20 protein-coding genes are annotated in these 24,757 nt (G+C 57.8%); 14 read left to right on the top strand and 6 right to left on the bottom strand.

Features of this window, described 5'->3' with window-relative positions; all coding sequences use genetic code 11:
* Positions 1–15: 15 nt before the first annotated feature.
* The gene (locus BLU25_RS19075) at positions 16–576 is read right to left on the bottom strand and encodes a response regulator transcription factor (protein ID WP_016779485.1); all 561 of its coding nucleotides are present in this window, start codon (positions 574–576) and stop codon (positions 16–18) included.
* On the bottom strand, positions 569–1,831 hold the full coding sequence (locus BLU25_RS19070; RefSeq protein WP_016779484.1) for an ATP-binding protein: 1,263 nt from the start codon (positions 1,829–1,831) through the stop codon (positions 569–571). The genes BLU25_RS19075 and BLU25_RS19070 overlap by 8 nt, the downstream gene beginning before the upstream one ends.
* A 328-nt stretch (positions 1,832–2,159) precedes the next feature.
* Here BLU25_RS19070 and BLU25_RS19065 point away from each other — a divergent pair, with 328 nt between their 5' ends.
* The 9 genes from BLU25_RS19065 (at position 2,160) to BLU25_RS19025 (ending at position 14,146) form a co-directional block, all read left to right on the top strand.
* Positions 2,160–2,876, top strand: coding sequence for an SIMPL domain-containing protein (locus BLU25_RS19065; protein WP_016779483.1), 717 nt, complete (start codon positions 2,160–2,162; stop codon positions 2,874–2,876).
* Positions 2,877–3,289: 413 nt separating this feature from the next.
* On the top strand, positions 3,290–4,915 hold the full coding sequence (locus BLU25_RS19060; protein WP_016779482.1) for an ABC transporter substrate-binding protein: 1,626 nt from the start codon (positions 3,290–3,292) through the stop codon (positions 4,913–4,915).
* Positions 4,916–5,213: 298 nt separating this feature from the next.
* The gene (locus tag BLU25_RS19055) at positions 5,214–6,812 is read left to right on the top strand and encodes an ABC transporter substrate-binding protein (RefSeq protein WP_016779481.1); all 1,599 of its coding nucleotides are present in this window, start codon (positions 5,214–5,216) and stop codon (positions 6,810–6,812) included.
* A gap of 328 nt (positions 6,813–7,140) precedes the next feature.
* A complete protein-coding gene (locus tag BLU25_RS19050; protein WP_016779480.1) occupies positions 7,141–8,505 on the top strand; it encodes an OprD family porin in 1,365 nt (454 codons plus the stop codon).
* 85 nt (positions 8,506–8,590) lie between these two features.
* Positions 8,591–10,186 carry an ABC transporter substrate-binding protein gene (locus tag BLU25_RS19045; protein WP_016779479.1) on the top strand — a complete coding sequence of 532 codons (1,596 nt, stop codon included), beginning with the start codon at positions 8,591–8,593 and terminating at the stop codon, positions 10,184–10,186.
* A gap of 74 nt (positions 10,187–10,260) precedes the next feature.
* Positions 10,261–11,271, top strand: a complete 1,011-nt coding sequence (locus BLU25_RS19040) for an ABC transporter permease subunit (protein ID WP_016779478.1) — start codon at positions 10,261–10,263, stop codon at positions 11,269–11,271.
* A gap of 10 nt (positions 11,272–11,281) precedes the next feature.
* Positions 11,282–12,193 carry an ABC transporter permease subunit gene (locus BLU25_RS19035; protein WP_029611237.1) on the top strand — a complete coding sequence of 304 codons (912 nt, stop codon included), beginning with the start codon at positions 11,282–11,284 and terminating at the stop codon, positions 12,191–12,193.
* Positions 12,194–12,203: 10 nt separating this feature from the next.
* Positions 12,204–13,172, top strand: coding sequence for an ABC transporter ATP-binding protein (locus BLU25_RS19030; protein ID WP_016779476.1), 969 nt, complete (start codon positions 12,204–12,206; stop codon positions 13,170–13,172).
* The gene (locus BLU25_RS19025; RefSeq protein WP_016779475.1) at positions 13,172–14,146 is read left to right on the top strand and encodes a peptide ABC transporter ATP-binding protein; all 975 of its coding nucleotides are present in this window, start codon (positions 13,172–13,174) and stop codon (positions 14,144–14,146) included. Before BLU25_RS19030 ends, BLU25_RS19025 begins: the two co-directional genes overlap by 1 nt.
* A gap of 163 nt (positions 14,147–14,309) precedes the next feature.
* On the opposite strand, the gene BLU25_RS19020 is transcribed toward BLU25_RS19025, so the two are convergent.
* The 4 genes from BLU25_RS19020 to BLU25_RS19005 form a co-directional block, all read right to left on the bottom strand.
* A complete protein-coding gene (locus BLU25_RS19020) occupies positions 14,310–14,621 on the bottom strand; it encodes a hypothetical protein (RefSeq protein WP_016779474.1) in 312 nt (103 codons plus the stop codon).
* A gap of 343 nt (positions 14,622–14,964) precedes the next feature.
* Positions 14,965–15,228, bottom strand: a complete 264-nt coding sequence (locus tag BLU25_RS19015; RefSeq protein ID WP_016779473.1) for a bacteriocin immunity protein — start codon at positions 15,226–15,228, stop codon at positions 14,965–14,967.
* Positions 15,228–17,477, bottom strand: coding sequence for an S-type pyocin domain-containing protein (locus tag BLU25_RS19010; RefSeq protein ID WP_016779472.1), 2,250 nt, complete (start codon positions 17,475–17,477; stop codon positions 15,228–15,230). The genes BLU25_RS19015 and BLU25_RS19010 overlap by 1 nt, the downstream gene beginning before the upstream one ends.
* 287 nt (positions 17,478–17,764) lie before the next feature.
* Positions 17,765–19,348, bottom strand: coding sequence for a peptide chain release factor 3 (locus BLU25_RS19005; RefSeq protein WP_016779471.1), 1,584 nt, complete (start codon positions 19,346–19,348; stop codon positions 17,765–17,767).
* A gap of 339 nt (positions 19,349–19,687) precedes the next feature.
* Between BLU25_RS19005 and BLU25_RS19000 the strand changes: the two genes are divergently transcribed.
* The 5 genes from BLU25_RS19000 to BLU25_RS18980 all read left to right on the top strand — a co-directional run bounded on the left by BLU25_RS19000 (position 19,688) and on the right by BLU25_RS18980 (position 24,751).
* Positions 19,688–20,404 carry an ABC transporter permease gene (locus tag BLU25_RS19000; protein ID WP_016779470.1) on the top strand — a complete coding sequence of 239 codons (717 nt, stop codon included), beginning with the start codon at positions 19,688–19,690 and terminating at the stop codon, positions 20,402–20,404.
* A gap of 24 nt (positions 20,405–20,428) precedes the next feature.
* Positions 20,429–21,322, top strand: coding sequence for a glycine betaine ABC transporter substrate-binding protein (locus BLU25_RS18995; protein ID WP_016779469.1), 894 nt, complete (start codon positions 20,429–20,431; stop codon positions 21,320–21,322).
* A gap of 14 nt (positions 21,323–21,336) precedes the next feature.
* Positions 21,337–21,990 (top strand): ABC transporter permease, encoded by a 654-nt coding sequence (locus tag BLU25_RS18990; RefSeq protein WP_016779468.1) that lies wholly within the window; start codon positions 21,337–21,339, stop codon positions 21,988–21,990.
* Positions 21,987–23,144, top strand: coding sequence for an osmoprotectant ABC transporter ATP-binding protein OsmV (locus BLU25_RS18985; protein ID WP_016779467.1), 1,158 nt, complete (start codon positions 21,987–21,989; stop codon positions 23,142–23,144). The genes BLU25_RS18990 and BLU25_RS18985 overlap by 4 nt, the downstream gene beginning before the upstream one ends.
* A gap of 443 nt (positions 23,145–23,587) precedes the next feature.
* Positions 23,588–24,751 carry a type III PLP-dependent enzyme gene (locus tag BLU25_RS18980; RefSeq protein ID WP_083369775.1) on the top strand — a complete coding sequence of 388 codons (1,164 nt, stop codon included), beginning with the start codon at positions 23,588–23,590 and terminating at the stop codon, positions 24,749–24,751.
* Positions 24,752–24,757 lie beyond the last annotated feature (6 nt).

Genomic DNA, 24,757 nt, shown 5'->3' with positions numbered 1-24,757 from the left:
GCCTACAGCTCCCGTTCAGCGTCGCACCGGACGCTTCTGCAATTTGCGCTGCAAGGTACGCCGATGCATGCCCAGGGCGCGGGCAGTGGCCGAAATATTGCCTTCATGCTCACCCAGCACGCGCTGGATATGTTCCCACTGCAGGCGGTCAACCGACATCGGGTTGTCCGGCACCAGGGTTTCCAGATCGGCATGCTGGGACAGCAAGGCGGCGAGCACGTCATCGGCATCGGCAGGTTTGCACAGGTAGTTGCAGGCCCCGCGCTTGATAGCTTCGACAGCGGTGGCGATGCTCGAATAACCGGTGAGGATCACCACACGCATTTCCGGGTCGAGTTCCAGCAGCTTGGGCAGCAGGACCAGGCCGGAGTCACCGTCCATTTTCAGATCCAGCGCCGCGAAATCGGGCAGGTCCTGTTGTGCTAGGATCAGCCCTTCTTCGGCGGAGCCGGCGGTGCTGACGCGAAAACCGCGGCGGCTCATGGCGCGGGCCATCACGCGGGTAAAAGTGGCGTCGTCATCTACCAACAACAAATGCGGCAGCTCTTCGCCTTCGACCTGAATTTCTTCACTCATTTTCATTTCCTCGGGCGACACGTGGCAGGCGCAGCTCAGTGAGCGTACCGCCATCCTCATGACTGTAGAGTTTTACCGAGCCGCCAGCGCGGGTCACGCTGGCCTTGCTCAAGAATAGGCCCAGACCGAAGCCTTTGCCCTTGGTAGTAAAAAAGGGTTTGCCGATTTGCTCGGCGATGGCCAACGGTACACCCGGACCGTGGTCACGGATACTGATGGTCAGATCAACCGCATCCCAGTCCACCGTCACTTCAAGCCCTTCCGGGCACGCATCGGCGGCATTGTTGAGCAGGTTGAGCAGCGCCTGGGTCAAATCCGGTGGCGGCGCCAGGCGCGGCACCGGAGCATGGCCCAGGCACTGGAAGCGATAGGTGGCTTCGGGGCGCATCAAGTGCCAGCGGTTCAGGGCTTCATCCAGCCATTGCGTAACGTCCTGAACTTCAATCGCCAGCCGACGGTTGGCCTCGGCGGCACGCACCAGTTGCTGCAGGGTTTCCTTGCACATCTTGACCTGATCCTGCAGCACGCTCAGATCGTCCTGCAATTCGGGATCAAGGTGATCGCGGCGCATCTCCTTGAGCAGCACGCTCATGGTCGACAACGGCGTGCCCAGTTCATGGGCCGCACCGGCCGCCTGCGTGGCCACGGCCAGCAATTGCTGGTCGCGCAGGCCCTCTTCACGGCGCAGGGCACGCAGCTCTTCCTGGCGGCGCAGCTCTTCGCCCATCTTGGCGGCAAAGAACGTAATCACGGCCGCAGACAGGGCAAAACTCAACCACATACCATAAATCTGCAGCTTTTCGCGGAAGAACGGCACCGTGTCTATCGGAAAAGACTGCGACAGCAACAAGGTGTAGAGCGCCAGCGCAATCCCGGTCAACACCAACGAATAGCGCCACGGCAGCGTCACTGCGGCGATGGTCAGCGGCACCAGGTAATACGATACAAACGGGTTGGCCGAGCCACCCGAAAAGTACAGCAGGGCACTGTGGATAAACAGGTCACAGGTCAGTTGCAGGGCGTATTCCAGCTCGGTGACCGGCCAGGTGGTGCGTAACCGGATTGCGGTAAACGCGCACAACAGCATGGAAAAGCCGAGGGTGATACTCAGTTGGAACCACGGCAGCGGCAGCAGGTTGAACAGATAGGCAAAGCCCACTGAACCCGCTTGCGCGGCCAGCACCAACATGCGGATAAACGTAAGACGCCAGAGGTTCTGGCGAGTTGCGGACAATAACTGAACGGGGGCGAGCATGAGCTCTCCTGATGAGCGCTCCAGGCGGATCACCGGGAGTATAACCAAGCAGGCGGCCTGACAGGCAAAAGTGCGGCAAAGAGCCACAGTGTTTTTTATGAAAAAGCGGCTAATGGCCTGCATCTGGGCAAACTGTGTGGGAGCGGGCTTGCTCGCGATGGCTTCGACGCGGTCTGGCTGACAGACACCGGTGCCTGCTTCGCGAGCAAGCCCGCTCCCACAGTGGACAAAGAAATAGCCGCCATATGTATCAAAAATGTAATTGGGCGAACTGATAGCCGTTAATTAGAGTCATATGGCCATTACTGTCCTCACTCAAGGAGCTTCCATGTCCAATTTCCAACGCACCGCTGCCCTTTTGACCCTGAGCATCGGCGCGCTTGCCAGCCTGCCGGCCCTGGCTGACGACATTCACTACAACCAGATTTCCCTGCGTGCCGAAGCCAGCCAGGAAGTGCCTCGCGACTTGATGATCGTGACGCTCTACACCGAAGCGCAAAACACCGACGCCGCCAAGCTGGCCGCAGAAATCACCACCGCGATGAACAAAGCCATCGGCCAGGCCAAATCGGTCAAGGAAGTCACCCTGCGCCAGGGCAATCGCAACAGTTACCCGATTTACGACAATAAAACCCAGAAGATCACCGGCTGGCGTGAACGTGCAGAGCTGCGCCTGGAAAGCACCGACTTTGCAGCCCTGTCCAAGCTTACCGGCGATCTGATGCAAACCCTGAAAATGGGCAGCATGCAGTTCACTGTCGCCAATGCCACGCGCAAAACCAGCGAAGATGCGCTGCTCAAGGATGCCGTCAATGCGTTCAAGGCCCGCGCCCAACTGGCCACCGACGCACTGGGTGGCAAGGGTTACAAGATCGTCAACCTGAACCTCAACACCAACGGCTATCCGCAACCTTACCTGCGTAGCGCAATGATGATGAAAGCCGCCGCCCCGGCAATGGACTCAGCGCCCACGCCTGAAGTCGAAGCCGGCACCAGCGAAGTCAGCATGAGCGCCGACGGCGTGATCGAAGTCCAGATGCAGTAAACCTGGCTCCACCGCACAAGCCCCTGACGCCCCCGCGCGCCAGGGGCTTTTTTATGCCCGCGGGAAAAACCCGGCAGACCGTCCTAGTATTAAACAACGCGCCCCCAAGCTCGATGTCACTAATCGGCACTTTCCTGAACGGTAGTCTGAATAAGTAACAACGCTGACCTGAAACAGTGCAGCCACCGTGGCAGAAGTCGCAAAACGTGTAAGCAAATGCGTCAAAAACACCGACGCAAACGATCAAATGCGTCATAACTTATATAAAAGCGACATTCTTGTACGATCGTTCCACGTTTTTAATCAGCAACCGCTTTCGGATATTGCATTGGGTATGGGCTGTGCATAAGTATCGCCGGGTCGACTCACAAGGTCGCCCTCAAACCAAAAATGATAAAAATCATGAGGCCACCATGTTCAAACACGCGGTCATTCCGTTTTTAGTAGGCGCCAGCCTGTTGGCAAGTGCACCTTTCGCCCACGCGGCTTCCAACCTGGTGTTTTGCTCTGAAGGCAGCCCGGCAGGTTTTGACCCGGGCCAGTACACCACTGGTACTGACTTCGATGCATCGGCCGAGACCATCTTTAACCGTCTGAGCCAGTTCGAACGTGGCGGCACCAAGGTGGAGCCCGGCCTGGCTACCAGCTGGGATGTCTCGCCGGATAACCTGACATGGACCTTCCACCTGCGCGATGGCGTCAAGTTCCACACCACGCCGTACTTCAAGCCGACCCGTGATTTCAATGCCGACGACGTGCTCTTCACGTTCAACCGCATGCTCGACAAGGACATGCCGTTCCGTAAGGCCTACCCCACCGAATTCCCTTATTTCACCGACATGGGCATGGATAAAAACATCGCCAAGGTGGAAAAGATCGATGACAAGACCGTCAAGTTCACCCTGAACTCGGTCGATGCCGCGTTTATCCAGAACATGGCGATGCACTTTGCCTCCATCCAGTCCGCCGAGTACGCCGACAAGCTGCTCAAGGAAGGCAAGCCTGCCGACATCAACCAGAAACCGATCGGCACCGGCCCGTTTGTGTTCAAGAGCTACCAGAAAGACTCGAACATCCGCTATACCGGCAACAAGGACTACTGGAAGCCAGAAGACGTCAAGATCGACAACCTGATCTTCGCCATCACCACCGACCCCTCGGTACGCGTCCAGAAGCTCAAGAAGAACGAGTGTCAGGTCACGCTTTTCCCGCGTCCGGCCGACCTCAAGGCCCTGAGTGAAGACCCGAATCTGAAGATGCCCCATCAAGCGGGCTTCAACCTCGGTTACATCGCCTACAACGTGATGGACAAGATCAAGGGCAGCAACGAACCCAACCCGATGGCCCAGCTCAAGGTTCGCCAGGCCCTGGACATGTCGGTGAACAAGCAGCAGATCATCGACTCGGTGTACCAGGGTGCAGGCCAACTGGCCGTTGGCGCCATGCCGCCGACCCAGTGGTCGTATGACACCAGCATCAAGGACGCGCCTTTCGACCCGGAAAAAGCCAAGCAACTGCTCAAGGAAGCCGGCGTCAAGGAGGGCACCGAGATCGTGCTGTGGGCCATGCCGGTGCAACGCCCTTACAACCCCAATGCCAAGCTGATGGCTGAAATGCTGCAGTCGGACTGGAGCAAAATCGGCATCAAGGCCAAGATCACCAGCTACGAATGGGGCGAGTACATCAAACGTTCCAAAGGCGGCGAAAACGGCGCGATGCTGATTGGCTGGAGCGGCGACAACGGTGACCCGGACAACTGGCTCGGCACCCTGTTTGGCTGCGACTCGCTGGAAGGCAACAACTTCTCCAAATGGTGCGACCCGGAGTTCGACAAACTGGTCAAGGCCGCCAAGGCCACCACCGATATTGCAGAGCGCACAAAACTGTACCAACAGGCGCAGCAACGACTCAAAAGCCAGGTCCCGATGACACCTATCGCACACTCGACGGTGTATCAACCCATGCGCAAAAACGTAGAAGATTTCAAGATCAGTCCGTTTGGCCTGAACTCCTTCTACGGAGTCAGCGTCGGCAAATAACAAGGACCGGTGAATGCGGCTATAAGGCTGCATTCACTTATCTACCAGGACGGTGGAAATCACCTACAGCCTAAAGCCACTTCTGACTACATCAGAGGCTATAGGACGCAGAGACAATTCCTACAGTTTTGTCAGACCCCATGCATTTACCGGTGAATGCCGACTGCTTAACGTCGACAAACAGCCAGTCCATTGCAAGGGTGCGGTTGCGTAGATGATGAAATCGACGCCCTGAACCGTACGCCTTCGATCAAGGCGCGCTCAGGACTCAAAAACAAGAAGAAGGATAGGGAACGCCATGCGCAACCCTCTGGTTTTATCTGTACTTATCAGCGCCGGCGTACTTGCCGGCAGCCCGCTCGCCAGTGCCGCCAACAGCCTGGTATTTTGCTCCGAAGGCAGCCCGGCCGGTTTTGATACTGCGCAATACACCACCGCCACCGACAACGACGCGTCCGAGCCGATTTACAACCGCCTCGCCGAATTTGAAAAGGGTGGCACCGCCGCGATCCCGGCCCTGGCGACGAGCTGGGATGTTTCCGAAGACGGCCTGACCTGGACGTTCCATCTGCGTGACGGGGTCAAGTTCCACACTACCAAGTGGTTTACCCCGACCCGCAACTTCAACGCCGATGACGTGCTCTTCACCTTCAACCGCATGCTCAACCCCGAGCATCCGTTCCGCAAGGCCTACCCGACCGAGTTCCCGTACTTCACCGGGATGAGCCTGGACAAGAACATCGCCAGCGTCGAGAAAACCGACCCGATGACCGTGGTCATGAAGCTCAACACGGTGGACGCCGCCTTTATCCAGAACCTGGCCATGAGCTTTGCCGCGATCCTGTCGGCCGAGTATGCCGACCAGTTGCTCAAGTCCGGCAAGCCCAGCGACATTAACCAGAAGCCTGTGGGCACCGGCCCGTACGTGTTCCAGCGTTACCAAAAAGACTCCAACATTCGCTATGCCGCCAACAAGGACTACTGGGACCCGAGCCAGGTCAAACTCGACAACCTGATTTTCTCGATCAGTGTCGATGCCTCGGCGCGCATGCAAAAGCTGCGTAAAAACGAGTGCCAGGTCTCGCTTAACCCACGCCCTGCCGACGTTGCCGGGCTCAAGGCCGACCCTAAGCTGCAGGTCATCGAAAAACCCGGTTTCAACCTCGGTTACATCGCCTACAACGTGCAGCACAAACCGTTTGACCAGTTGCAAGTGCGTCAGGCACTGGACATGGCGGTCAACAAGGACGAGATCCTCAAAGCCGTCTACCAGGGCGCAGGCCAGAAAGCCGTCAACGCCATGCCGCCGACCCAGTGGTCCTACGACGAGACCATTACCGACGCCGCCTACAACCCGGAAAAAGCCAAGGAGCTGCTCAAGGCCGCCGGGGTCAAGGACGGTACCGAGATTACCCTGTGGGCCATGCCCGTACAGCGCCCTTACAACCCGAACGCCAAGCTTATGGCCGAGATGCTGCAGTCGGACTGGGCCAAGATCGGCCTCAAGGTCAAGATCGTCAGCTATGAATGGGGCGAGTACATCAAGCGCACCAAAAACGGCGAGCACGATATCAGCCTGATCGGCTGGACCGGCGACAACGGTGACCCGGACAACTGGCTCGGCACCCTGTACAGCTGCGACGCGATTGGCGGCAACAACTACTCCATGTGGTGCAACAAGGAATACGACACCCTGGTCAAGAACGCCAAGGTCGTGACCGATCGCGACCAGCGCACGGTGCTCTACAAACAGGCCCAGCAGTTGCTCAAGCAACAGGTGCCGATCACCCCCATTGCGCACTCTACGGTCAACCAGCCGCTGAGCGCCAAGGTCGAAGGTTTCACGGTCAGCCCCTTTGGGCGTAACGCCTTCTCGGGTGTGAGCCTCAAGGACTAACTTGCCCGACAACCCCCGGTATCAGCAGTGACGCTGGTCAAGTGTGGGAGCGGGCTTGCTCGCGATGGTCTTCAGGGCGCGGCATTTACTCAGTAAATACGCGTCATCGTTAACGACCATCGCGAGCAAGCCCGCTCCCACAGAGGCAGAAGCCGGTTCAGTGAACAACAGTGCGGTATCAGCAGGCCACTCTTCTGATGGCCCGCTCAAACTTCGCCTATCGGGTAGCTGGCAAACGTTTGCAATGCTTTAAAGCGTTTCACAACAGCCGAGTCAACACAAAAAAAGACCGGCCATAAAAAGAAGAAACCAAAGAGGAGCCTCAACCATGAAACTCACCAGCAGCGCGTTATTGGCCTTGTCCATCAGCAGCATCACGGCGATGGCCAATGCCGATGAATTTATGCCCACCGAATTGAAAGCCACCAGCGCTCAAAGCGAGACCAAGGGCTTTATCGAAGACCAGACCCTGGGCGGCACTACCCGCAACTGGTACGCCAACGAGCTTCGCCGTCGCGATGACCGCTTCAGCTACAACAACCACGGTACCCGTGAGTCCACCCCGCGCCGGATCAACTGGGTGCAGGGCACCATCCTCAACTACACCTCGGGCTTCACCGAAGGCACCGTCGGTTTCAGCACCCAGGTAGCGGCGTACAACGCCGTAGCACTGGACCGCGACGCCAAGGACATCGCCGGGCCAAACAACCGCACCCTGACCCACAGCGACGGCGACGCAGTCGGCCAGTGGAGCAAACTGGGCCTGGCCAACCTCAGCGCGCGCATCTCCAACACCACGCTGACCGTCGGCCGACAGAACTTCAGCAGCCCGACCATCGATGTGATCGGTAACCGGGCACTGCCTTCCAGCTTTCAAGGGGTGGGCCTGCATAGCGAAGAGTTCAACAACCTGTCGTTCGATGCCGGCTCCTTTGACCGCGTATCCCCGCGAACCGAGTCGAGCCTGAGCAAGTTTCGCAGCGAATACGGCCCTTCCACGATCGAGACCGATCGCGCCAGCGTTGCCGGGCTCAACTACCAGCCGCTCAAAAGCCTGAAGACCACGCTGTACGCCACCCACGTTGAAGACTTCTGGAACCAGTACTACTTCGGCGCCGTCCACGACATGGGCGACAGCGCCACACTGGCCCTGAACACCAACTTCAACTACTACAAGACCCTGGATACCGGCAGCAAGGCCCTGGGCAACATCAACAACGATGCCTACAGCCTGGCCTTCGCCCTGAACCATCAGGCTCACACGGTCAGCCTGTCGTTCCAGCAAATCGTCGGTGACGAGTACTTCGACTACCTGCACGAAACCAACGGCATCTACCTGGCCAACTCACTGCTGTCGGACTTCAACGGCCCGAACGAGAAATCCCTGCAACTGGCCTACAGCATCAACATGGCGCAGTACGGCATTCCGGGCCTCAAGTTCAACGCCTACCACGCTCGTGGCTGGGATATCGACGGCACCAAGTACACAGGCACCGCCTACGACGTGAAGAACATGGACGGCGAAACCCATTACGAGTACAGCGTTGGCACGTCCTATGCAATTCAAAGTGGCCCGCTGAAAGCCACCGCGATTCGTGCCACCTACACCACGCACCGTGCCAGCAAAAACCAGTCTGACGGCAACATCAACGAATTCCGCCTGGTCACGACCATCCCGTTCAACATTTTGTAAAAAGCTTACAACCCAAAGATCGCGGCTGATTCGACGAATCAGCCGTAGTCGTTACGCTGGCTCACCCGATTTGGAGAGGGTTGCTATGAAGAGACTTCCGCTACGCACCGCCCTGGCCGCGGCACTGCTCAGCACCGCTGTCAGTGTGAGCGCGAAAAACCTGGTGGTCTGCACTGAAGCCAGCCCTGAAGGGTTCGACATCGTCCAGTTCACCACCGCCGTTACCGCCGACGCCTCGGCTGAAACCATCCTCAACCGCCTGGCCGACTTCGCCCCCGGCAGTACCGATGTGGAACCGGCCCTGGCCGAGCGTTGGGACATCAGCCCCGACGGCCTTGAATACACCTTCTACCTGCGCCCCGGCGTGAAGTTCCACTCCACCGATTATTTCAAACCGACCCGAAACCTGAACGCCGACGATGTGATCTGGAGTTTTCAGCGCCAGCTGGACCCGAATCACCCGTGGCACAAACTGTCGTTGGTCGGTTACCCCTACTTTGAAAGCATGGGCTTCAAGAATCTGCTCAAAAGCGTCGAGAAAGTGGACGACATGACGGTGAAAATCACCCTCAACCACCCTGAAGCGCCATTCCTGCGCGACGTGGCCATGCCGTTCAACTCCATCTATTCCGCCGAATACGCCGACCAGTTGCTCAAGTCCGGCAAAACCGCCGACCTCAACAACAAGCCCATCGGCACCGGCCCGTTTATCTTCGTGCGCTATAACAAGGATGCCCAGGTACGCTTCAAGGCCAACCCGGATTATTTTCGCGGCAAGCCGCCCAGCGATAACCTGATCTTCGCCATCGCCACCGACAGCAATGTGCGCCTGCAAAAACTCAAGGCCAACGAATGCCAGATCGCGCTGTACCCCAAGCCCGATGACGTCAAGAACATCCGCAAGGACTCCAACCTCAAGGTCGATGAGCTGGCCGCCCTGATGACCAGCTACATCGCCATGAACACCAGCCACAAGTACTTGAGCGATGTGCGCGTGCGCAAAGCCATCGACATGGCCTTTGACAAGCAGACCTACCTGAACTCCGTACACGGTGAAGGCAATGCCCTGCTGGCCATCAACCCCTACCCGCCGACCATGCTGGGCTATAACACCAGCATTGCGCGGCCGCCCCGCGACCTGGACAAGGCCCGGGCCCTGCTCAAGGAAGCCGGAGTGCCCGAAGGCACAGTACTGACCCTGTTCACCCGTAATGGCGGCGGCCCGACCAACCCCAACCCGATGCTGGGTGCGCAATTGCTGCAGTCCGACCTGGCGCAAATCGGCCTCAAGCTGGATATCCGGGTCATGGAATGGGGCGAAATGCTCAAGCGCGCCAAAAATGGCGAACATGACCTGGTGTCGACCGGATGGGGGGGCGACAACGGCGACCCGGACAACTTCCTCACCCCGATGCTCAGCTGCGAGGCGGCGAAAAACGGCGAGAACTACGCGCGCTGGTGCAACAAGGACTTCGAAGCCCTGATCACCAAAGCCCGCGGTATCACTGAACCCTCCCAGCGGGCCGGGCTCTATCAACAGGCACAGGTGATTTTTAATCAGGACCAACCCTGGATCAACGTAACCCATCCTATGCTGTTTACTGCGATGCGTAAAAATGTCGAGGGCTATACCCTTAGCCCCCTGACCAACAACAACTTCGCCACAACCCAGGTGAAGTAGAACAATAAAAACCCGCCGGGGTTTACCTGAACCCTGGCGGACCTGCCTGACCGGCTGATAAGGAACACCAAACGATGTTTAGTTTTATTGCCCGCCGAGTGGGGTTGTTGATCCCCACGTTCTTCGGCATCACCTTGCTCACCTTTGCCCTGATTCGCATGATTCCGGGTGATCCGGTCGAAGTCATGATGGGTGAACGCAGGGTCGACCCCGAAATGCACGCCCAGGCCATGGAGCGCCTGGGTCTGAACAAGCCGCTGCACGAGCAGTACATCGACTACATCACCAAGCTGGCACATGGTGATCTGGGCGAGTCATTGCGTACCCGTGAAAGCGTATGGAGCGAATTTTCCGCGCTGTTCCCCGCCACACTGGAACTGGCCAGCGCCGCACTGTTGTTCGCCGGTATCCTCGGGCTACTGGCGGGAGTGATCGCAGCACTCAAGCGTGGTTCATTGTTTGACCACGGGGTGATGGGTATCTCCCTGGCGGGTTATTCGATGCCGATCTTCTGGTGGGGCCTGATCCTGATCATGTTCTTCTCCGTGGGCCTGGGCTGGACCCCGGTGTCCGGGCGTATCGACCTGTTGTACGACATCGAACCAAAGACCGGCTTCATGTTGATCGACACCCTGCTCAGCGACGAGCCCGAAGCCTTCTGGGACGCGCTGCACCACTTGATCCTGCCCGCCATTGTGCTGGGCACCATCCCGCTGGCCGTGATCGCGCGGATGACCCGCTCATCGATGCTCGAAGTGCTGCGCGAAGACTACATCCGTACTGCCCGCGCCAAGGGCCTGTCGCCCGCCCGCGTGGTGTTTGTGCATGGCCTGCGCAACGCCCTGATCCCGGTACTGACCGTGGTCGGTCTGCAAGTGGGCACCCTGCTGGCCGGTGCCGTACTGACCGAAACCATCTTTTCGTGGCCGGGTATCGGCAAATGGCTGATCGAAGCCATCGGCGCCCGGGACTATCCCGTGGTGCAAAACGGCATCCTGCTAATCGCCTGCCTGGTGATTCTGGTCAACTTCGTAGTCGACATCCTCTACGGCTTTGCCAACCCACGCATCCGTCACCAGCGCTGAGATCCTGACCATGAGTAACTCCCCAAGCACGACCGAAGTGGATCAAAGCCTGCTTTATCCATCGCCTTACAAAGAGTTCTGGCACGCCTTCTCCCGCAACAAGGGCGCCGTCGCGGGCCTGATTTTCATGTGCATCATTGTGTTCTGCGCGATCTTCGCGCCGTGGGTCGCCCCCCATAGCCCGAGCGAGCAATACCGCGACTTCCTGCTGACCCCGCCGGTGTGGCTGGAGGGCGGCCAGTGGCAATTTTTGCTGGGCACCGACGAGTTAGGTCGTGACCTGCTGTCACGACTGATCGAAGGCTCGCGCCTGTCGCTGCTGATCGGTTTGTCGTCGGTAGTGATCTCGCTGATTCCGGGCGTGATCCTGGGCCTGATTGCCGGGTTTTTCCCGCGTTTTATGGGCCCGGGCATCATGCGGTTGATGGACATCATGCTGGCCCTGCCGTCCCTGCTGCTGGCTGTGGCGATTGTCGCCATCCTCGGCCCTGGCCTGATCAACACCGTGATCGCCATTGCCGTGGTCTCGCTGCCGTCCTATGTACGTCTGACCCGTGCCGCCGTGATGGGTGAACTGAACCGCGACTATGTAACCGCTGCCCGCCTGGCCGGTGCCAGCCTGCCGCGCCTGATGTTTATCACCGTGCTGCCCAACTGCATGGCACCGCTGATCGTGCAGGCCACCCTGAGTTTCTCCTCGGCGATCCTCGACGCTGCAGCCCTGGGCTTCCTCGGCCTTGGCGTGCAACCGCCAACCCCGGAGTGGGGCACCATGCTGGCCTCGGCCCGCGACTATATCGAACGTGCGTGGTGGGTCGTGAGCCTGCCCGGCTTGACCATTTTGCTCAGCGTGCTGGCAATCAACCTGATGGGCGACGGTCTGCGCGATGCGCTGGACCCGAAACTCAAAAACGCCGCCTGAGGGGATTCCCATGTCACTGTTAGAAATCAAGAATCTCAACGTGCGCTTTGGCGACGCCAGCGCCGTCCCCGTAGTCGACGGCCTGAGCCTGTCGGTGGATAAAGGCGAAGTCCTGGCGATTGTCGGCGAGTCGGGGTCGGGCAAGTCCGTGACCATGATGGCGTTGATGGGCCTGATCGAGCACCCCGGTATCGTCACCGCCGACGCCCTGACCTTCGATGGCAAGAACATGCTGACCCTCAGCGCCCGTCAACGTCGGCAGATCGTCGGCAAAGACATGGCGATGGTCTTCCAGGACCCCATGACCGCGCTGAACCCCAGCTACACCGTGGGCTTCCAGATCGAAGAAGTGCTGCGCCTGCACCTGAAAATGTCCGGTAAGGCGGCGCGCAAACGTGCGATCGAGCTGCTGGAAAAAGTTGAAATCCCGGGAGCCGCCAGCCGTATGGATGCCTACCCGCACCAATTGTCGGGCGGTATGAGCCAGCGCGTGGCAATTGCCATGGCCATCGCCGGAGAACCCAAACTGCTGATTGCCGACGAACCGACCACCGCCCTGGACGTGACCATCCAGGCGCAGATCATGGACCTGCTGCTCAGCCTGCAACGGGAGCAGAACATGGGCCTGGTGCTGATCACCCACGACCTCGCCGTGGTAGCCGAAACCGCCCAGCGGGTATGCGTGATGTACGCCGGCCAGGCCGTGGAAGTGGGCAACGTGCCGGGGCTGTTTGATGTACCGGCGCACCCGTACAGCGAGGCGCTGCTGGCCGCGATCCCGGAACACAGCATGGGCGCTGCCCGTCTGTCGACCTTGCCCGGCATCGTGCCCGGCCGCTATGACCGGCCCAAAGGCTGCCTGCTGTCACCGCGCTGCCCGTATGTACAAGAACAATGCCGTCAACAACGTCCTGCGCTGGAGCAACAGGCTCACAGCCAGGTGCGCTGCTTCTTCCCCTTGAATCAGGAGGTGGCGTAATGACTGTTGTTCTTACCGCCCGCGACCTAACCCGTCACTACGAAGTGTCCCGTGGCATGTTCAAAGGCCATGCCCTGGTGCGCGCACTTAACGGCGTGTCATTTGAACTGGAAGCCGGCAAAACCCTGGCCGTGGTGGGCGAGTCCGGTTGTGGCAAGTCCACCCTGGCCCGCGCCTTGACCCTGATTGAAGAACCGTCCTCGGGCTCGTTGAAAATTGCCGGGCAAGAAGTCGCCGGGGCCAACAAAGCCGAGCGCAAGCAACTGCGCAAAGACGTACAGATGGTGTTCCAGAGCCCCTACGCCTCGCTCAACCCACGGCAGAAAATCGGCGACCAGTTGGCTGAACCGCTATTGATCAACACCAAACTGAACGCCAGCGAACGTCGCGAAAAAGTCCAGGCCATGATGAAACAGGTTGGCTTGCGCCCCGAGCATTACCAGCGCTACCCGCATATGTTCTCGGGCGGCCAGCGCCAGCGTATCGCCCTGGCCCGGGCCATGATGCTGCAACCCAAGGTGCTGGTGGCGGATGAACCGACCTCGGCGCTGGACGTATCGATCCAGGCGCAGGTGCTCAACCTGTTTATGGATTTGCAGCAAGAGTTCAACACTGCCTACGTGTTTATCTCGCACAACCTGGCGGTGGTGCGGCATGTGGCTGACACGGTACTGGTGATGTACCTGGGCCGCCCGGTAGAAATGGGCCCCAAGGAAGAGATCTACACCCGGCCGCTGCACCCCTACACCCAGGCACTGCTGTCGGCCACCCCGACCATCCACCCGGACCCGCTCAAGCCGAAGATCAAGATCGTCGGCGAGCTGCCCAACCCGCTGAACCCGCCATCGGGTTGCGCCTTCCACAAGCGCTGCCCGTATGCCACGGAGCTGTGCAGCACAGTCGAGCCGGCGTTGCGGGTGCTCGATAACCGCCAGGTTGCGTGCCATCACGCGGAGCAGTTTTTACAGAGCTAAACACGACCCGTAGCAGCTGCCGAGGAACGAAGGCTGCGTTCGGCGGCGCAGCCGTCGTAAAATCGAGGCCCGCGGAGTAACAGACACACCGCACGCTCAGGTTTTACGATTGCTTCGTAACCGAACGCAGCCTTCGGCAGCTGCTACACATATGTGCACACCACTACGTCTGGCTATCGCCTTCGTCCCCCGCGTCACCATCATCGCCGTTATCCCCACCGTCACCGCTACCACCACCATCTGCGCCGCCGTCACCGTCGGTCTGGTCATCATCCCCCGAACTGCCGCCCTGGCCCTGATCACCCGGTTCCGAATCCGACTTGTAGATGGCATGAATCGTCGGCCCCGGCACGCCCATAGCCGAGAACCCTGCCCCGGCACTGCTCAGCGGGTTGCTGGCCCAAGCGGCCGAAGCACTCACCGTCAGCAGCACCAGCACCTTGAGCAACAGCACAATGCGTTGAAAAAGCTTCATGGAGATTTCCATCCTGTGTGTGAGAAATACCCTTTAAACCTAGTTCGCCCCCTTTAGCTTTTCCAGAAACACGCAGGTTGCGATATACCCATTCGGAGTAACACAGCCGCTTTTGTCGATACTGTATGGCGGGGCATACGCTCCCTTGTAGCAGTTGACGAGCAGCGCGAGGCTACGTCCGGCTGCGTAGCAGTCGTAAACTGCTTCGGGCGCGATCGCAGCCTTCGGCAGCGCCTACAGGAAACATATGCATTAGATAGTTGAGTTGATAACCACAGTTGTTGAGCCAATAAAAAGCCCAGCCACTCATGATCACTGGATGGCTGGGCTGAACAAGCAACAATTAAGCCGGTTTGAAGCCAGGCTTACCGTTGGCGGCTCGCCACTCACTGACTTTCTTGGTTATAGCTTCTGGCGTGCTGTCCAAATCAGATGCGGCATAGTAGATAAGATCTGTCCCTTCAGGATGCTCAGTGATCTTTTCAAAATGCTCCAGAAGTTTGTCAAGGTGCTCATCAGTTTCAGCAACGTTCTCCTGGAATATTTCTTTCATAAACACCAAGAACTCGGCTTCCGTATACTCTGAGAAACTGCTTTTCAGCTCCATTATTTAGCTCCTTTATGAATATCCAAGTGACGCTTGGGGGTCAAGATCAACATATTCTCAACATTATAAATATCTCCCCCCTTAGCGACTTCATGGACATGATGAATTTCAAATGTGGACCGCTTGCCCACGGCATCAGTTTTTCTGGTCTTAGCTGCTTTACCAATGCTCATTCGAGCTCTATTTGGAGCTATAAACTGCTGTGACAGCACCGGATCTTTCGTTACCTCTACCCAAAACGCCTCTCGAAACGCCTTGAAATTCTTGAACTCCCTCCCCCGAAGCTGATCAGCAATCTGTGACGGTACAGGAGCCCCCTCACCCTGCGCCGCAGTCCCCAACCAAATGCCTGTCACTGGCTGCCCCATCCCCGTTGCAACCCCTGCATCCTCACGGGGGTCTCTGAACATCACATACAGCGGCGGTAAACCGGAACTCGCCGGGAATACCGTAATAAAATCATTAAAACCCGCTTCAGCAAGTCCCGGGAAGGCATCAATTCTTCCCGTCACCGGCGTGACAGTGGCGCCAGTGTAGACCGTTGGCACTGGTTGCTCGGCAGGGGAAGTAGTCGAGCTACTCCCCGGATCGACGATGGGTGTCCAGGTCAACGTCCTTGGTGGTACATCTTCGGTGGTTACGCTGTAAACATTCTGCTGGGCGTTGAACGTTGCAGCTACAACCCTGACTTTCGACGGCACAGTTATGCCATCCGCCAAAGCGACAAAAACTTCAGACTGCCCATCTGCAGCTGTCTTAGAACTGATACGCACTGGCAGATCAACATTGCCATTGGCGGCAGCAATAGTTGATAGATCATCCTTGAGCCCAGGCGCCAAATCCGAGAGCGGCGTACTAAATGCATAGCGCTCAGGCAATTCGCCATTTGCCAGCTTGGGCGAATACACCAAGGCAGACACACCCACCAAAAGCCCCGAAGCAGTACCCGCGACCAAACCGGACAAGGCGCTAATGGCAGAACGTACAGCCGCTTGCAGAGTAACCGCCGCTGCATCAATAACCGCTACAGTCCCCGCCGAAGTGACAAGCAGGGGGCTTGTCGCTGATGATGGACCCGGTGCACTAAACGTATTGGCTTTACGAATAGTGTGTTCAATTCGCTTTGCCCGCTCAGCCAGCCCCCCAAATGAATTACCGGTTATCGCAAGATGCCTGGCCGACTCAGCCTTCAATAAGGCATCGTGATAACTCAACCACTTGGTTCCCAAGTTCGTATGAGTTTGCAAGTAAACCAACTCGTTGAGCGCCTCCAGCTCAGGCTTGCTCAAAGGAGCCTTGATTTTCGGATTCTCTGCTGGAAAGTTGATTGTAATCCCGCCCCTGCTGAGCGGCGGGGCCGCGGAAACAGGTTTGATTTCAGCAGTTTTAGACGCGGCCATGCTTGTCAGCGTCTCCTTGAAGTGGCTCAACGCTTCAGAGGCCGTCATACCTGCCACTGAACCCGCCGCAGTGACGAACTCGGTATGGAGGAACTGCGGCAGTTGCTGAGCGTGTATAGCCTGCTCCTGGTTGATAATGCCCAAACGCTGATAAGCAGCTGCGTCATTGGCAGCACCTTGCATGCGCTCTACTTGCTGCGCCAATTCGGCAAGCTTGCCCGCAAGCATATCCGTGGAAAGAGCAAGCACCTTGAGAGCCATTGCCGATTTATACACATGATCAAACTGGGCGAACAACGCCATAAAACTTTCGCGAGGATTACTTCCATTATCCCTGTTAAAAAAATCGTTTATTTTCTGGCTCGACAGCAACGTCATCAAAAAATAGGGACTTTGCCCATAAAGCCCATATATATCAGGCGCAATGGATGTGTACTGTTGCCTTTTCGACTCAATAAGCTCCAAAGCAACCTGTTGATCTATTACCGCTGAGTCCGCAGCTCCGTGTGTCTTGGCGCCCTGGGCAAGCAATTTTCTTTCTTGCAGCTCCCGACCAATATCACCCAAGAGATTTTTGAATCGGGCAATATAGTCGCCATCAATATCTGCCTGATTGTGGATTTGTTCATTCATGAATTCCGCAACAACATTTGGCTTTGCAACTTCATGAATATTGCTCGGCCCGCCCTCTCCTCTGCGCGGCCCTTCATTCAGCCCCCATGAGTTGTATCCGCCACCAAACTTAATATCTGACTCCCATTTCCCTACAATGGGATATGGCGCCAACTCATATGAGTCAGGACCAATTTTCCTGTGAGGCCCCAAATACTTGTCTACATCATTAGGCATTGAGCTGCACTCCTTTCATTACCCGATCTCGATACGACCAATGAATTTAATAACGCGCGTTACGCACATTAATTTATGAAATACACCTCAACAGCCAAGCAAGTATCTATAAATAACGAGAGAAAGTTCCCATAATTTTGTAGCCGCTGCCGGAGGCTGCGATTAGGACTACAGGGCCTTCGCGCTACTCAGGCCGCGATCGCAGCCTTCGGCAGTGACTACAAAATTTGCGCAAAAAAAAAGCGAAGCCCAAGGGCTTCGCTTTTTTCAACCAGACACCGGAGTGTTTAGTGATGCTCGCGGGTTGCGCGGAATTTCACATCCGGCCAGCGTTCTTCCATCAACGCCAGGTTAACGCGAGTCGGGGCCAGGTAGGTCAGGTGACCACCACCGTCCACAGCCAGGTTTTCCACCGCCTTGACGCTGAACTCTTCAAGCTTCTTCTTATCGTCGCAATCAATCCAGCGCGCCGAGTACACGGTGATCGGCTCGTAGGAGCATTCCACTTTGTATTCTTCCTTCAAGCGGCTGGCGACCACGTCGAACTGCAGCACACCCACGGCGCCCAGAATGATGTCGTTGCTGCGCTCCGGGAAGAACACCTGGGTGGCGCCCTCTTCGGCCAGTTGCTGCAAGCCCTGGCGCAATTGCTTGGACTTGAGCGGGTCGCGCAGGCGCACGCGACGGAACAGTTCCGGGGCAAAGTGCGGGATACCGGTAAAGCTCAGGCTCTCACCCTCGGTGAAGGTATCACCGATCTGGATGGTGCCGTGGTTGTGCAAACCGATGATATCGCCCGCAAAGGCCTCTTCGAGCTGTTCACGCTCGGAGGAGAAGAACGTCAGGGCATCGCCGATACGCACGTCCTTGCCGGTGCGCACATGGCGCATTTTCATGCCCTTTTCGTACTTGCCCGAGCAAATGCGCATAAAGGCGATGCGGTCGCGGTGTTTTGGGTCCATGTTCGCCTGGATCTTGAACACAAAACCGGTGAATTTCTCTTCTACCGGCTCGACCGTGCGCTCGTTGGCAACACGGGCCAACGGCTTCGGCGCCCAGTCCACTACCGCGTCGAGCACGTGGTCAACACCAAAGTTGCCCAGTGCCGTACCGAAGAACACCGGGGTCAACTGACCATCCAGGAACTCCTGCTGGTTGAATTCATGGCAAGCGCCCTGAACCAGCTCCAACTGGTCAACAAAACGATCGTACTCGTCACCCAGATGCGCGCGGGCTTCGTCGGAATCGAGTTTTTCGATGATCTTGGTTTCGGTGCGTTCGTGACCGTGACCGGCGGTGTAGACAATGATGTAGTCGTCCGCCAGGTGGTAAACACCCTTGAAATCACGGTAGCAGCCGATCGGCCAGGTGATCGGCGCTGCCTTGATTTTCAGGACTGCTTCGATCTCGTCCAGCAACTCGATCGGGTCGCGAATGTCGCGGTCGAGTTTGTTGATAAAGCTGACGATAGGCGTGTCACGCAGACGACAAACGTCCATCAGGGCGATGGTACGAGGCTCAACACCCTTACCGCCGTCGAGGACCATCAGCGCCGAGTCGACCGCCGTCAATGTGCGGTAGGTGTCTTCGGAGAAGTCTTCGTGGCCCGGGGTGTCGAGCAGGTTGATCATGTTGTCGCGATACGGGAATTGCATGACCGACGTGGTAATCGAAATACCCCGTTGCTTCTCCATTTCCATCCAGTCGGAGGTGGCATGGCGGTCGGACTTTCGCGATTTCACCGTACCGGCGACAGCAATCGCCTTACCCATCAGCAAGAGCTTTTCGGTGATGGTGGTCTTACCCGCATCGGGGTGGGAAATAATGGCGAAAGTGCGGCGTTTCGCGACTTCGGCGGCCTGGTTGGTCATGGGAAATCGCCTGACGATTGATTCAAAAAAGGGCGCGGATTATAGCCCAAATACGGGCTGTGCAGCCACCGTTGGAACCGTGGCTCGTCGGACAAGGGTGGCAATGTGCCGTAAAAAATGTGAACCTTTTAAACAGTGGAGGCGTCCACTCTCCTGATACGACAAAGCGTCAGGGGCTGAAATATCAGCAAGTTAGCCTGACGAGGCTGCGCTAATGACAGGTGCTGAGGGCGCATTTTCGCCACCACCTGTTGCTCTTCGCGAACATATTGCCGGCAGCCAGGAATGGCCTTGCCACACGACGATGTGTTCGCCGACTGAAAAAAAAGGAGTCCGTCTATGGCGAATCGCTATGGAAAAGGGCTTATAGGATGTGCGGTAGTTATCGCGCTTCTGGCCCTGTTGGTCCACTGGATCGGCATCAGCACTATCGAACACTATCAAGATGATTTGTTGTTCTACCTGCAAGCCCACCTGTACCTGGTACTCGCTTCAATGTTCGCGGCCCTCCTTGTAGGGATACCTGCCGGCATTTTCCTCAGCCGACCTTCAATGGCCGGACGTGCGGAACGCTTCATGCAAGTCTTCAACATCGGCAACACCGTGCCTCCTCTGGCCGTACTGGCCATCGCCCTGGGCTTCCTCGGCATCGGCAGCGGGCCTGCCATCTTCGCCCTGTTTCTCGCCTCGTTGCTGCCCATTGTGCGCAACACTTATGAAGGCCTGAAAAACGTCCAGGGCTCACTCAAGGAAGCCGCCGTCGGCATCGGCATGACCCCGCGCCAGGTGCTGTGGCGGGTCGAGCTACCCAATGCCGTGCCCATCATCATGGGCGGTGTGCGCGTGGCACTGGCGATCAACGTCGGTACCGCCCCCCTGGCGTTCCTGATCGGCGCCAACAGCCTGGGCAGCCTGATTTTCCCCGGCATCGCCCTTAACAATCAGCCGCAACTGATCCTTGGCGCGGCCTGTACTGCGCTGCTGGCATTGCTGCTCGACGGCCTGGTGATACTGGTCAGCCGCCGGTGGTTGGAACGCGGTCTGCGACCTGCTTAAGGTCTGGCTGAGAAAGGAATACCCATGAAAAAAATTAGCTTTTTACTAGGCTGCATCCTGCTGTGTGCAGGAATTGCACAGGCCGCCGAAAAACCCTTGATTCGCATTGGGGCGCGGGTGTTTACCGAGCAAACCCTGCTCGCGGAAATCACTTCGCAATACCTCAACAGCAAGGGCTACAACGCCCAGGTGACTGGCGGGCTGGGCAGCAGCCTGGCGCGCTCGGCCCATGAGTCCGGGCAACTGGACATGGTGTGGGAATACACTGGTGTTTCGCTGGTGGCCTACAACCACATCACCGACAAGCTGGACAGCCAGCAATCCTACGACCGGGTAAAAGAGGTCGATGCAAAAAAGGGACTGATCTGGCTGCACCCGTCCAAGTTCAGCAACACCTATGCCCTGGCTCTGCCGCAAAAGGTGGCTGAGGAGTTCCCGGGCATCAACAGCGTCAGCGACCTGAACAAGGCCCTGCGCGAACCGGAAAACAAAAAAGCGCTGGTGGCCCTGGACACCGAGTTTGCCAACCGCTCCGACGGTTTGCTGGGCATGGTCAAGCTGTATGACCTGGACCTGACCCGTCGCAATATCCGTCAGATGGACGCAGGCCTGGTCTACACCGCCCTGAAAAACGGCCAGGTGTTTGCCGGCCTGGTCTACACCACGGACGGTCGCCTGAGCGCCTTCAACCTGAAGCTGCTCGACGACGACCTGCATTACTTCCCGGACTACACCGCCGCCCCGGTGGTACGCAAAGAGTACCTGGACGCCCACCCGGAACTCGAAGGTCTGCTCAAGCCGCTGGCGGACCTGTTTGACGACGAAACCATGCGCCAGCTCAACGCCCGGGTCGACGTTGACCACGAAAGCCCGTCCAAAGTCGCCGCAGATTTCCTGCGCCAGCATCCACTGAACTGAATAGAGGAGAAGACATGGAATTTTTAAACGCCTTTTCCCACATGGACTGGTCGCAGGTCCTGCATTTGACCCTACAGCACATCAGCCTGGTCGGCATCGCGGTGATCCTCGCGATCCTCATCGGCGTGCCGCTGGGCGTGCTGATGACGCGCTTCCCGTCACTGGCCGGCCCGCTGCAGGCCAGCGCCACGGTGCTGTTGACCATTCCGTCGATCGCCCTGTTCGGCCTGCTGCTGCCGTTCTACTCCAAGTTCGGCCAGGGCCTGGGCCCGATGCCGGCCATTACCGCCGTGTTCCTGTACTCGCTGCTGCCGATCATGCGCAACACCTTCCTCGCCCTCACCGGCGTGGAACCGGGGATTCGCGAAGCGGCCCGCGGCATCGGCATGACCTTCAGCCAGCGCCTGCGCATGGTTGAACTGCCGATTGCCGTACCGGTGATCCTGGCCGGTGTGCGCACCGCCGTGGTGATGAACATCGGGGTAATGACCATCGCTGCCACCATCGGTGCTGGCGGTCTGGGTGTACTTATTCTTGCTGCAATCAGCCGTAGCGACATGTCGATGCTGATCGTCGGCGCCGTGTTGGTCAGTGTTCTGGCCATCATCGCCGACCTGCTTCTGCAATGGCTGCAACGCTCGCTGACTCCAAAAGGACTGCTCAAATGATCGAACTTCAAAACCTCAGCAAAACTTTCCAAAGCAACGGTAAAGACGTCAAAGCCGTGGACTCGGTAAGCCTGACCGTCAACGAAGGCGAAATCTGCGTGTTCCTCGGGCCTTCGGGTTGCGGCAAAAGCACCACGTTGAAAATGATCAACCGCCTGATCAAGCCCACCTCGGGCAAGATCCTGATCAACGGCGAAGACACCACCGACCTCGACCCGGTGACCCTGCGTCGCAATATCGGTTATGTGATCCAGCAGATCGGTCTGTTCCCCAATATGACCATCGAGGAGAACATCACCGTGGTGCCGCGCCTGTTGGGCTGGGACAAGCAAAAGTGCCATGAGCGTGCCCGCGAACTGATGAGCATGATCAAACTCGAACCCAAGCAGTACCTGCATCGCTACCCGCGTGAGCTGTCCGGTGGCCAGCAACAACGTATCGGCGTGATTCGCGCCCTGGCCGCCGATGCGCCGTTGCTGTTGATGGATGAACCCTTTGGCGCGGTCGACCCGATCAACCGTGAAATGATCCAGAACGAATTCTTCGAGATGCAACGTGCGCTGAACAAGACCGTGATCATGGTCAGCCACGACATCGACGAAGCCATCAAGCTGGGTGACAAGATCGCCATCTTCCGTGGCGGCAAGCTGCTGCAGATGGATCACCCGGACACCCTGCTGGCCCACCCGGCGGACGACTTCGTGAGCAACTTTGTCGGCCAGGACAGCACCCTGAAACGTCTGCTGCTGGTAAAAGCAGAAGACGCTGCGGACAACGCACCGTCGGTGAGCCCGGAAACCCCGGTGGCCGAAGCGCTGGAGCTGATGGACGAACTGGACCGCCGCTATGTGGTGGTCACCTGTGCCGACAACAAGGCACTGGGCTATGTGCGTCGTCGCGACCTGCATCGCCAGAGCGGCACCTGTGGCCAGTACCTGCGTGAATTCAACGCCACGGCAGCGTATGACGAACACTTGCGCATCTTGCTGTCGCGCATGTACGAGTTCAACCGTTCGTGGCTGCCGGTGATGGATGCCGAGCGGGTGTTCCTGGGTGAAGTGACCCAGGAATCGATTGCCGCCTACCTGAGCTCGGGCCGTTCCCGGGGGGCCAAGACCAGTATTGTGTCGCCGGCGGATATCGCGCTGGCCTGATCAATCGCAGCCCTCACCCTAACCCTCTCCCAAAGGGAGAGGGGACTAAAGGCAAAAGCAGATGTGCGCAACGCCGCCAATCACCCCCCTCTCCCTCCGGGAGAGGGCTGGGGTGAGGGGCCTTTGATTTTCTCCTGCGTGAACTCTGCGCTGTCATCACAGTCGGTTACATAAATAGCCGTCTCTCCCCCCTACGACGAACTCGTGCAAAAACGCGACATTTTTTGTTGATCTGTGGGCACTCACGCCCTAAAGTTCGCGCCGAACATCCATGCTGGAAACGATCCATCCGGCTCAAGTACTGACGACGAGACAGCAAGGTCCATTTACCTTTTTTGCTTTCGGCGGACATGCCTTGGGAAGTAGGCGAACCAAAGTGGGGATACGGAGGATGTTCAGCTGCACCCATTTATTTATGACGTTTGCCACAGGAGTCCCCCAGCATGTCGATTCAGGTCGAAGACTATTACGCGCGCGATACCTTCCAGAAAATGAAGGCCTTCGCTGACACCCAGGAAACCCCGTTCGTGGTGATCGACACCGCCATGATCAGCAAGGCCTACGATGACCTGCGTGCAGGCTTCGAATTCGCCAAGGTGTACTACGCCGTCAAAGCCAACCCGGCGGTCGAAATCATCGACTTGCTGCGCGACAAAGGTTCGAACTTCGACATCGCCTCGATCTACGAGTTGGACAAGGTGATGGCCCAAGGCGTTGGCCCGGACCGCATCAGCTACGGCAACACCATCAAGAAATCCAAGGACATTCGTTACTTCTACGAGAAAGGCGTGCGCCTGTTCTCCACTGACTCAGAAGCCGACCTGCGCAACATCGCCAAGGCAGCACCGGGCTCGAAAATCTATGTGCGCATCCTGACCGAAGGCTCGACCACGGCTGACTGGCCACTGTCGCGCAAATTCGGCTGCCAGACCGACATGGCCATGGACCTGCTGATCCTGGCCCGCGACCTGGGCCTGGTGCCTTACGGCATTTCGTTCCACGTTGGCTCCCAGCAACGCGATATCAGCGTGTGGGATGCGGCCATTGCCAAGGTCAAGGTGATCTTCGAGCGTCTTAAAGAAGAAGACGGCATCGTCCTCAAGCTGATCAACATGGGCGGCGGCTTCCCGGCCAACTACATCACCCGCACCAACAGCCTGGAAACCTACGCTGAAGAAATCATCCGCTTTCTCAAGGAAGACTTCGGTGACGACCTGCCGGAAATCATCCTGGAGCCGGGCCGCTCGCTGATTGCCAACGCCGGGATCCTGGTCAGCGAAGTGGTACTGGTTGCGCGTAAATCGCGCACTGCCGTTGAGCGTTGGGTATACACCGATGTGGGCAAATTCTCGGGCCTGATCGAAACCATGGATGAAGCCATCAAGTTCCCGATCTGGACCGAGAAAAAAGGCGAAATGGAAGAAGTGGTGATCGCCGGTCCAACCTGCGACAGCGCCGATATCATGTATGAAAACTACAAGTACGGCCTGCCCCTGAACCTGGCCATCGGTGACCGCCTCTACTGGCTGTCGACCGGTGCCTACACCACCAGCTACAGCGCCGTCGAATTCAACGGTTTCCCGCCGCTGAAGTCGTTCTACCTGTAAGCACAT

Source organism: Pseudomonas fragi, assembly GCF_900105835.1.
Lineage (GTDB): Bacteria > Pseudomonadota > Gammaproteobacteria > Pseudomonadales > Pseudomonadaceae > Aquipseudomonas > Aquipseudomonas fragi.
Note: the sequence above shows the minus strand (reverse complement) of the source record. Positions and strands in the feature narration are given on the sequence as shown.

What these genes read in the sequence shown, in the direction of transcription:
- BLU25_RS19075 (WP_016779485.1), bottom strand. Translation starts at nt 576, where the DNA reads ATGAGTGAAGAAATTCAGGTCGAAGGCGAAGAGCTGCCGCATTTGTTG.
- BLU25_RS19070 (WP_016779484.1), bottom strand. Translation starts at nt 1,831, where the DNA reads ATGCTCGCCCCCGTTCAGTTATTGTCCGCAACTCGCCAGAACCTCTGG.
- BLU25_RS19065 (WP_016779483.1), top strand. Translation starts at nt 2,160, where the DNA reads ATGTCCAATTTCCAACGCACCGCTGCCCTTTTGACCCTGAGCATCGGC.
- BLU25_RS19060 (WP_016779482.1), top strand. Translation starts at nt 3,290, where the DNA reads ATGTTCAAACACGCGGTCATTCCGTTTTTAGTAGGCGCCAGCCTGTTG.
- BLU25_RS19055 (WP_016779481.1), top strand. Translation starts at nt 5,214, where the DNA reads ATGCGCAACCCTCTGGTTTTATCTGTACTTATCAGCGCCGGCGTACTT.
- BLU25_RS19050 (WP_016779480.1), top strand. Translation starts at nt 7,141, where the DNA reads ATGAAACTCACCAGCAGCGCGTTATTGGCCTTGTCCATCAGCAGCATC.
- BLU25_RS19045 (WP_016779479.1), top strand. Translation starts at nt 8,591, where the DNA reads ATGAAGAGACTTCCGCTACGCACCGCCCTGGCCGCGGCACTGCTCAGC.
- BLU25_RS19040 (WP_016779478.1), top strand. Translation starts at nt 10,261, where the DNA reads ATGTTTAGTTTTATTGCCCGCCGAGTGGGGTTGTTGATCCCCACGTTC.
- BLU25_RS19035 (WP_029611237.1), top strand. Translation starts at nt 11,282, where the DNA reads ATGAGTAACTCCCCAAGCACGACCGAAGTGGATCAAAGCCTGCTTTAT.
- BLU25_RS19030 (WP_016779476.1), top strand. Translation starts at nt 12,204, where the DNA reads ATGTCACTGTTAGAAATCAAGAATCTCAACGTGCGCTTTGGCGACGCC.
- BLU25_RS19025 (WP_016779475.1), top strand. Translation starts at nt 13,172, where the DNA reads ATGACTGTTGTTCTTACCGCCCGCGACCTAACCCGTCACTACGAAGTG.
- BLU25_RS19020 (WP_016779474.1), bottom strand. Translation starts at nt 14,621, where the DNA reads ATGAAGCTTTTTCAACGCATTGTGCTGTTGCTCAAGGTGCTGGTGCTG.
- BLU25_RS19015 (WP_016779473.1), bottom strand. Translation starts at nt 15,228, where the DNA reads ATGGAGCTGAAAAGCAGTTTCTCAGAGTATACGGAAGCCGAGTTCTTG.
- BLU25_RS19010 (WP_016779472.1), bottom strand. Translation starts at nt 17,477, where the DNA reads ATGCCTAATGATGTAGACAAGTATTTGGGGCCTCACAGGAAAATTGGT.
- BLU25_RS19005 (WP_016779471.1), bottom strand. Translation starts at nt 19,348, where the DNA reads ATGACCAACCAGGCCGCCGAAGTCGCGAAACGCCGCACTTTCGCCATT.
- BLU25_RS19000 (WP_016779470.1), top strand. Translation starts at nt 19,688, where the DNA reads ATGGCGAATCGCTATGGAAAAGGGCTTATAGGATGTGCGGTAGTTATC.
- BLU25_RS18995 (WP_016779469.1), top strand. Translation starts at nt 20,429, where the DNA reads ATGAAAAAAATTAGCTTTTTACTAGGCTGCATCCTGCTGTGTGCAGGA.
- BLU25_RS18990 (WP_016779468.1), top strand. Translation starts at nt 21,337, where the DNA reads ATGGAATTTTTAAACGCCTTTTCCCACATGGACTGGTCGCAGGTCCTG.
- BLU25_RS18985 (WP_016779467.1), top strand. Translation starts at nt 21,987, where the DNA reads ATGATCGAACTTCAAAACCTCAGCAAAACTTTCCAAAGCAACGGTAAA.
- BLU25_RS18980 (WP_083369775.1), top strand. Translation starts at nt 23,588, where the DNA reads ATGTCGATTCAGGTCGAAGACTATTACGCGCGCGATACCTTCCAGAAA.